5 protein-coding genes are annotated in these 8,476 nt (G+C 70.0%); 4 read left to right on the top strand and 1 reads right to left on the bottom strand.

Going from position 1 to position 8,476, the window contains the following annotated elements:
- Window positions 1-113: 113 nt before the first annotated feature.
- Window positions 114-4,112 (bottom strand): type VII secretion protein EccCa, encoded by a 3,999-nt coding sequence (gene eccCa / locus ACIQWG_RS38165; RefSeq protein ID WP_404104860.1) that lies wholly within the window; start codon window positions 4,110-4,112, stop codon window positions 114-116.
- 456 nt (window positions 4,113-4,568) lie between these two features.
- Between eccCa and eccD the strand changes: the two genes are divergently transcribed.
- The 4 genes from eccD to ACIQWG_RS38185 all read left to right on the top strand — a co-directional run bounded on the left by eccD (window position 4,569) and on the right by ACIQWG_RS38185 (window position 8,321).
- Window positions 4,569-5,963, top strand: coding sequence for a type VII secretion integral membrane protein EccD (gene eccD / locus ACIQWG_RS38170; RefSeq protein ID WP_404104862.1), 1,395 nt, complete (start codon window positions 4,569-4,571; stop codon window positions 5,961-5,963).
- A gap of 21 nt (window positions 5,964-5,984) precedes the next feature.
- On the top strand, window positions 5,985-7,499 hold the full coding sequence (gene eccB / locus ACIQWG_RS38175) for a type VII secretion protein EccB (RefSeq protein ID WP_404104865.1): 1,515 nt from the start codon (window positions 5,985-5,987) through the stop codon (window positions 7,497-7,499).
- Window positions 7,500-7,616: 117 nt separating this feature from the next.
- Window positions 7,617-7,958, top strand: coding sequence for a hypothetical protein (locus ACIQWG_RS38180; protein WP_404104867.1), 342 nt, complete (start codon window positions 7,617-7,619; stop codon window positions 7,956-7,958).
- A 42-nt stretch (window positions 7,959-8,000) separates the two neighbouring features.
- Entirely contained in the window at window positions 8,001-8,321 is a 321-nt protein-coding gene (locus tag ACIQWG_RS38185; protein WP_404104870.1) for a WXG100 family type VII secretion target, read from the top strand.
- The last annotated feature ends 155 nt before the right edge of the window (window positions 8,322-8,476 follow it).

Raw genomic sequence — 8,476 nt, forward strand, 5'->3', positions numbered from 1 at the left:
CCGCCGACGAACGCGGCATCGCCGAGCTGCTTCCCCGCCGTGTCCAGGTACCCGGAGGGCACCTGGATACAGGAGACACGGCACGGCGGCACCCCAAGGTGCCGCTGCCACAGTCAGCCGGCCGGCGGCGTTCCCGGCGTACCGCCCTCGTCTAGCAACGCCGTCTGGACCTGTGTGTTCTTGCGACGGGCGACGTGCAGGGCCCGCCCCGGGATGAGATTGCGGCCCTTGACGTTGCCGAAGAGGAAGCCCTCGGCCGGCGGGCACGACAGCAGCAGTGCGGGAGTGTTGACTTCCTGGAGGCGCCTCATCAGCGATTCGTTGAGCCCGCGTCCTGCACCCGCCGCGCTGCGGGTGACGATCAGGTGCACGCCCAGTTCCCAGCCCATGGGCAAGTGGTCCATCAGCGGGGCGAAGGGCTGGTTCGCGACATTGGTGCCGACCAGGTCGTAATCGTCGACCAGGATGAACAGTCGGGGGCCGCTCCACCAGTCGCACTGTCTCATCCGCGAAGGCGACACGTCGGGTCCCGGCTGCCGGGTCCCGACCGCCCGCGCGACACCACCGACCAGGTCCTTGAGACCGTCCACCGAGTACGCGTGCCCGAGCCGGTACTCCTCCGGTATGGCCTCCAGCAACTCGCGACGGTAGTCGATGACCATGATCCGGGCCTCGGCGGGCGTGTACCTCTGGGTGATGGCCCGCGCGAACAGCCGCAGCAGATTGGTCTTGCCGCTCTTGTCGTCGCCTACGACGATCAGGTGCGGGGTCTCGCTGAAGTCGTGGCGTACCACGGACAGCTGTTCCTCCTCGACGCCGAGCGGGACGCGGAAGTCGCCGTCGGCGGCGGGCAGCGAGCTCGCGGGCAGCTCGGTGGGCAGCATCCGCACGGCGGGGGCGGCCGGTCCTGCCCAGCTCTCCCGGACGGCCTCGACCAGGGCGTCGACACCCTCGGCAAGGTCACCGACGTCCTCCACCCCGTCGATGCGCGGGAGCGCGGTCATGTAGTGGAGCTTGTCCGCGGTCAGTCCCCGGCCGGGAATGCGCGGGACGGTCGCGGCCCGGCGGATGTCGATCTGGGACTCCATGGCGTCACCCATGCGCAGCTCTAGGCGTGTGCCGGACTGGTCGCGGATCGCCGCCGAGAGTTCCACCCAGCGGGCCGTGGTGACGACGAGGTGGATGCCGTAGTTCAGGCCGCGCGAGGCGAGCGCGTTGAACGTGGTCACGTGGCGGTCGTAGTCCTGGCGCACCGTCGACCAGTTGTCGATGACCAGGAAGACATCCCCGTGCGCCTCCTCGGGGAACTCCCCGGCGGTCCGCCGGCGCCGGTACGTCGCCATCGAATCGATGCCGTGCTCGAGGAAGAAGCGCTCACGTTGGGTCAGCAGCGCGCTGACGTCGGCGATGACGCGGCCCACCCGCTCGGTGTCCAGGCGGGCGGCGACGCCGCTCATGTGCGGCAGTCCGGCGAGACCGGCCAACGTGCCGCCACCGAAGTCCAGGCAGTAGAACTGCACTTCGCGCGGCGTGTGGGTGAGCGCGAGCGCCGTGAGCAGGGTGCGCACCAGGGTGCTCTTGCCGCTCTGCGGACCGCCGGCCACGGCGATGTGACCACCGGCGCCGGACAGATCGACGGTAAGCAGCTCGCGGAGCTGGTCGAAAGGCCGGTCGACCATGCCGACGGGCACGACGAGCTTGCCCCGGCCGGGCCAGTCGGCAGCGGTGAGTCCGTACCCCGGGTCAGGGGAGAGCGGCGGCAGTACCTGGTCCAGCGTGGGCGGCAGGTCGAGGGGAGGCAGCCACACCTGGTGTGCGGGCGGCCCCGAGCCGCGCAGCCGGTCCACGGCGACCGACAGCAGCGTCGGGCCCTCCTCGCTGTCGCCGGGGGTCTGCTGTTCCTCCTCCTCCGGCTCGTCGGGCACGCCGGGCAGCGTGCTGGGCACGACATAGCCCGCCGTCCAGGGCACCACCTGGCTCGCCACTCGTGCCTGCTGTGCTTCGCTGCTTGGCTGCCGGTAGGGCCCGGAGGCATACGCGGCACGGAACCGGGTCAGCGCCTCCACACCCGTCTTGAGGTAGCCGCTGCCCGGCTCGGGTGGCAACTGGTAGGCGTCCGGTACGCCCAGCACGCCGCGGCTCTCCATCGCCGAGAACGTGCGCAGGCCGATCCGGTACGACAGGTGGCCTTCCAGCTGGTGCATGCGGCCCTCGTCCAGCCGCTGCGAGGCGAGCAGCAGATGCACCCCGAGGCTGCGGCCGAGCCGACCGATCATGACGAACAGCTCCATGAAATCGCGGTGGGCCGCCAGCAGTTCGCTGAACTCGTCCACCACGACGAACAGGCTCGGCAGCGGATCGAGCTGCGCTCCGCCGGCGCGCGCCTTCTCGTACTCCAGCGCCGATGTGTAGTTGCCGGAGGACCGCAGCAGTTCCTGGCGGCGCATCAGCTCGCCGTGCAGGGCGTCATGCATACGGGCCACGAGCGCGACCTCGTCGGCGAGGTTGGTGATGACCGCTGAGGTGTGCGGCAGCTCGTCCAGGCCGAGGAAGGTGGCACCGCCCTTGAAGTCCACCAGAACGAAGTTGAGTGTCTCGGAGGAGTGGGTCAGCGCCAGCGCCAGCACCAAGGTGCGCAGCAGTTCGGACTTGCCGGAGCCAGTGGCCCCGATCAGCATGCCGTGCGGGCCCGAGCCGCCCTGGGCGGACTCCTTGATGTCCAGCTCCACCGGCATGCCGTCGGCGCCCACCGCGATCGGGACGCGCAGCCGCTCGGATCCGGTGCGCCGCTGCCAGAGCGCCCGCGGGTCATGGCGGTACAGGTCGGGAATGCCCAGCAGCGACGCTAGTTCCAGCGTGGCGGCGAGCGGCTCGCTGTTCTCGCCCCCGACACCCATCCGGTACGGAGCGAGCTGCTTGGCCAGGGCGGTCGCGGCCACCGGGCCAAAGCTGTCCGCGGCGCCGAGCAGTGTGGTCTCCTCCTTGCGGTCGCGATCCGTGCGCACCAGCTCCACATGGTCCTCGGTCAGCTGAAGACGCAGGGTGGTGCGGCCCGGGCGCCAGGTGAGGGAGCCGGTCAGGTCGAACACGACGGCGTTGCGCAACCCGTGGCCGTCGAGCCGGTGTTCGCCGGGCACGTGCTCACCGTCGATCACGAGGACGGTGAACGGCTCCTCCCGTCCGGGGATCGCACCCGGGTCGAAGGGGGGACGTTCCCAGAACTCCGCGCCGAGCTGGTCCTCCAGCTCATTGAAGGCCGAAACGATCATGCGGGCGGGCCCCGCGCCATCGTGGTTGTGCGGGTGCAGACTGTGCGGCAGCCACTTCGCCCAGTCCCACTCCTCGCGCCGCTCGTCGGCCACGCACAACGCGACGGACAGATCGTCGGGCGAGTGGAAGACCACCAGCTGCGCGAGCAGGGCGCGCACGGTGGCCCGTATCCGCGCTTCGTCCCCGCGGAACAGCACACGTGACCAGGAACGTACGGAGATGGCGATGGGCTGGTCGGGGACGGTGGCGTAAGCCCGGATGAAGCTGCGCAGCGCGTGCGCGCTCAGCGGCTCCAGGTCTTCCACCGGCTGGGTGGACAGCGGTGCCAGGCGCAGGCCCAGCTTCTGCTCGCCGACGGCGAGGCGCACCTCGCCGAAATCCGGGTCCTGGGCCCGGCGTTCCCACAGCCGGGTGGTACCCACCAGCGACCACAGGGCGGCGGGCTCCGGGTGGTGCCAGGCCGACGCCTTCTGCTGTTCCGCCACGGCCGCGCGGACCTTGCGCCGCATTTGGGTGAGGTAGCGCAGGTAGTCACGGCGCTCCCCCTTGAGCCGGTGCTTGCGCTCGCTGTTCTTGCGCATGAACTGGCCGAGGATCATCGCGGCGGAGGCGATCACCATCAGACCGATGGCCAGGTACATGAAGCCGCCGCTGCCATGCCCGGGACGGAGGAACATCAGCATCATCGACACCGACATCAGCGCCATGGGCAGGTAGTTCCATACGGCGGAACTGTCGGGCACCACCTCGGGCAGTGTGGGCGGCTCCTGGAGACTGAGTTCGCCTTCGGGCAGGTCCGGACCACGACGTCGGGCAGGCCTGCGGAACAGCACGACACTCAACGGACGGTCTCCTCAACGACGGTGCGTGGCCGACCCGCGACAGGGCGGAGCCCTCGGGGCCGGGGGAGGGGCGGCGCGCGGCACAAGCCGTGCGGCACAGTGATATGGACACGCGGGCGCCGCGACGTGAAGGACGTGGGCGCGTACGCGCAAGATGCGAGGAGAGGAATCGCGGTGGGGCTGCGGAGTGTACGGGAGCAGGAGCAGACTGCCCGGCCGCAGTGAGAACTTGACTGTACGATCCTTCCGCGCGGATCGCCAGTCCTACCTTGAGAACGCGCCACGGTCGAGTAGGGTGCAGTGACTCCTCTTCCGCGCTCCCTCTCACGCTCCCCTCGGCCTGCTTCGCCTCTCGCCCTGTCTGCCGCACTTGTGCCAGCAGGCATCGTCGGACGGCGCTCGCCGTTCGACTCGACCCGGAGTTCAACCGGCAACCCGGAGAGCGTGATTCACTCCATGACCGACAACACCCTGGCGGGGCTGTGTCGTCTTTCGGTACAGACGCCTGCCAAGTCCATTGATCTGGCGGTACCAGCCGACATACCCGTGGCCCACCTTCTGCCCGCATTGCTGAACTTCGGTGGTGACGACCTCGCGGAGTCAGGGCTGGAGCACGGTGGCTGGGTGTTGCAGCGGCTCGGCGGTGAACCGCTGGACGATGAGATCAGCTTGGAGGCCCAGAGTCTGCGCGACGGCGAGACCCTGTTTCTGCGGCCGCGCGTCGAGACCCTGCCCGAAGTGCGCCTGGACGATCTGGTGGCTGGTATCTCCAGCACCATGCAGGACCGGCCCTATGGCTGGAGTGCGCGGATCAGCCGGCGCGTCCTGCTGGGCCTTGCGACCGCGGCGCTCGCCGCTGGGCTCATCGTGCTGGCGTTGCCCGGTTCCCCGTTGCTCCGGGCGGTGGCTGCCCTGGCGGGGGGACTACTGCTGCTAGGCGGCGCCGCGTCGGCCAGCCGGGCGGTCGGCGACGCGGGCGCCGGCGCTGCCTTGGGCCTCATGGTCAGTCCCTACCTGGCGCTCTCGGGATGGCTGCTGCCCGAAGGGGAGCTGGGCGGAGCCGACTTCACCGTACTCGGTTCCCGGCTGCTCGCGGCAAGCGCGGCGGCGGCCGGCGGCGCGGTGCTCGCACTGGCCGCCGTCGCGGCCTTCGCCTCGCTGTTCATCGCCGTGGCCGCCGTGGCGACGGCCGGGGCGCTGGCCGGAACCCTGATGCTGGTGTGGAACCTGCCGCCCTCGCACACCGCCGGGTTGGTCGCGTTGGTGGCCGTGATCTTCGGCGCGTTCGTACCCACGCTGTCGTTCCGGCTGGCGGGCCTGCGCATGCCGCCGCTGCCCACCAACGCTCAGCAGCTCCAGGAAGGCATCGAGCCGCAGTCCCCGAGCGTCGTGGACGAGCGAGCCGTCCATGCCGACGGCTGGATGACGGGGTTGTACGGGGCCGCCGGCGCCGTCTGCGCGGCGTGTCTGGCCGGACTCGCCCACGATGTGGACCTGCCCCAGGTTCTCACCGTCGTCTGTCTGTCGGTGCTTTTGCTGCTGCATGCGCGCGGCCTGGGTAACACGGTGCAGCGGCTCTCGCTGGTTGCTCCCGGGGTGTGGGGCGTCGCCCTGCTCGTTCGGGCGGGCGCGGTGCACTACGACCAGGGCTTCCGGCTGCTGATGGTGGCCGAACTCTTCGCGCTCACAGCGGGCATCACCATCGCCGCCTGGACGGTACCGGGGCGGCGCCTCGTGCCGTACTGGGGCCGCCTCGCCGAGATCCTGCACACCACCGTCGCCATCGCCCTGCTCCCACTGGCGCTGTGGGTGCTCGGTGTGTATGGCGCGCTGCGCGCCATACACACCTGAGCCGGAAGGAACGCCAACACCATGCAGAACAAACGCGATCAGGTGCAGGCTCACATGTTCCTGATGGGGCGGCTCACGTCCAGCATGCTGCGCACCGACCCCGATGCACCCGAGAGCCCACAGGGACGCACCAACCGCGGCATCGCCATCGGCGTGCTCATCGCCCTGATCGTTTCGGCGGGGTCCTTCGTGTTCGGCTTGCTGTCCCCCGGCAAGAAGGACTCCTGGCGCAGCGAGTGGGCCTTCGTCGTCGACCGGGAGACTGGCTCCCGCTACCTCTACCTGGACGGGCGGCTGCGGCCGGTGCTCAACTACGCTTCGGCGCGATTGCTGAGCGGCCCGGATCTGACGCCGGTGGACGTCGGCACGGCCTCACTCGACGGAACCCCCCATGGCTCCCCGGTGGGCATTCCGGGAGCCCCGGACTCCCTGCCGAAGGCGGCGGGCCTGTCCACGGGTCCCTGGCAGGTGTGTACGGGCAGCGGCGGTTCGGGCCCGGGCAGCAAGGACGCTGCCACGACGCTCGCGGTGGGCGCCGCCGTTGACGGCGAAGGGCTGGGCGCGACCGAGGGGCTGCTGGTGTCCGGACCCGACTCCTCCCTCCATTTGGTCTGGCGGGGTGTCAGGTTGCGCGTGGACAGCAGGGCCGGCGCGCGAGCGGCGCTCGGCTACGAGTCCGTCGCCCCCGTGCCCGTGAGCGCGGCCTTCCTCGACGCCCTGTCCGCCGGGCCCGACCTGGCGCCGCCGGAAGCCAAGGGCCGCGGCGAGGCCGGACCGAGGCTCGACGGCCACACCACCACGGTCGGGCAGGTATTCCAAGTCGCCTCGCCCGGGTCGAGGCCCCGGTACTACCTGCTGCGCGGCGATGGCCTGGCTCCCTTGACCGCGACCGGAGCGGCCCTGGCACTCGGCGACCCGAGCACCCGCGAAGAGGCCTACGCGGGCCGCGCGGCCACCGCACTGCCGCTGGGCGCCAGCGCGCTCGCCGGACGACTCGTCCCTGGCGAGGGCGAGTCCACGGCGCCCGTGACGCTGCCGGCGGCCCCGCCGAGGCCGGTGACGGCCGGGAAGGACGAGGCCGTGTGCGTTCGTGTGCAGCCCAGTGCCTCCGGACCGCGCACCAGCGTGGCGTTGACTGCCGCGAAGTCGCTCGGACCGGCCGCCGAGCCCCCGGCCGAAGGGCTGACTCCGGCATGCTCGCCGGTCGACCGGGTGACGGTGGCGCCCGGCGGCGGCGCCCTGGTCCGCGCGCTTGGCGCAGGCGGTGGAAAGTTGGGCGACACCACCTACCTGGTGACGGACACGGGGATGAAGTACCGGATCCCCACACCCGAGGCGCTGAAGTCACTCGGTTACGGGGGAACGAACCCGACGCAACTGCCCTCACTACTGCTGTCCATGTTGCCCACGGGGCCCGATCTGCACCCGAATGCGGCAGCAACAGGCAAGGCGGTCACCACCGTTCAGCGGTGCGCCCCGCTGCGCGGTACCGCTCGGTCCTATGCGCCCACCACCAACGCCCGGGCGACAAGGTGAGAACAAGAAGTCGGCAACTCCGGTCCCCTAGCGTGGTCTCCCGCTACCCGCGCGCGAATACGGCGCTGTCCGCCACTGGACGCTCGACCGGTGCCGGACCGGACGATAAGGGGAACCGTGTCTACCAACGGCATGCTGCAGTCGGCGGAATCCGCCACACGTAATGGCATCCAGGCTCTGGAGATGGCCTTCAATGGCGTTCTCAGGTGCCGCCAGGACGTCGAAGCCACCCGGATGAACCTCGCCTCCGGTTATGGCGGCGCGGACGGCGGGCGCTTCCAGAACGTCGTAGTGCGCTGGGAGGAGCAGGCCGACATCATCCTGAAGAACCTCGAAGGGATGGTCGACGCCCTCAATGAGACGCTCACCCAGCACGGAATGGCACAGGGCTCCAGCAACGAGGCCATCGACCAGCAGTTCGCCGCCTCGGAGCAGGTCTTCGACGCGCTCGTCGGCTGACCGGATCCATTTCCCGTCTACCTCAGGACAAGGACACCTCCGATGAGCAACTACAGCGACGGCTACATCTACGTCGATTACGCCCACATGAACAACGCGGCCGATGACATGGTTCATCAGACCGATGCCATCGCCAAGATCCTGAGCCAGCTCGAAATGGAGCTGAACGAGCTGCGCAACTCGTGGATCGGTGACGACCGGGACGAGTACGAGCTGAAGCAGACCGCGTGGAACAACGCCGTGGAGAAGATGAAGGAGTTGCTGCTGAGCAACGCGACTCTGCTCACCGACGTTTCGGGCAACTACCGCCACACCCAGAACTCGCTGACTGACATGTGGTCATCGGTGCGGATCGGCGCCTGAACCAGCGGAATCGACCTATGACCCGCCCGGTGGGGGGGGGCCCCCCCCCCCCCCCCCCCCGGGGGGGGGGGGCCCCCGGGGGGGGCCCCCGGGTAGAACGGGGGCGCAGCCGCAAGAACCGTAATACACGGGGGCCCCACAAGCGCGCCCAAGAG

This window comes from Streptomyces sp. NPDC098781, assembly GCF_044759995.1.
In the GTDB taxonomy this organism is placed as follows: domain Bacteria; phylum Actinomycetota; class Actinomycetes; order Streptomycetales; family Streptomycetaceae; genus Streptomyces.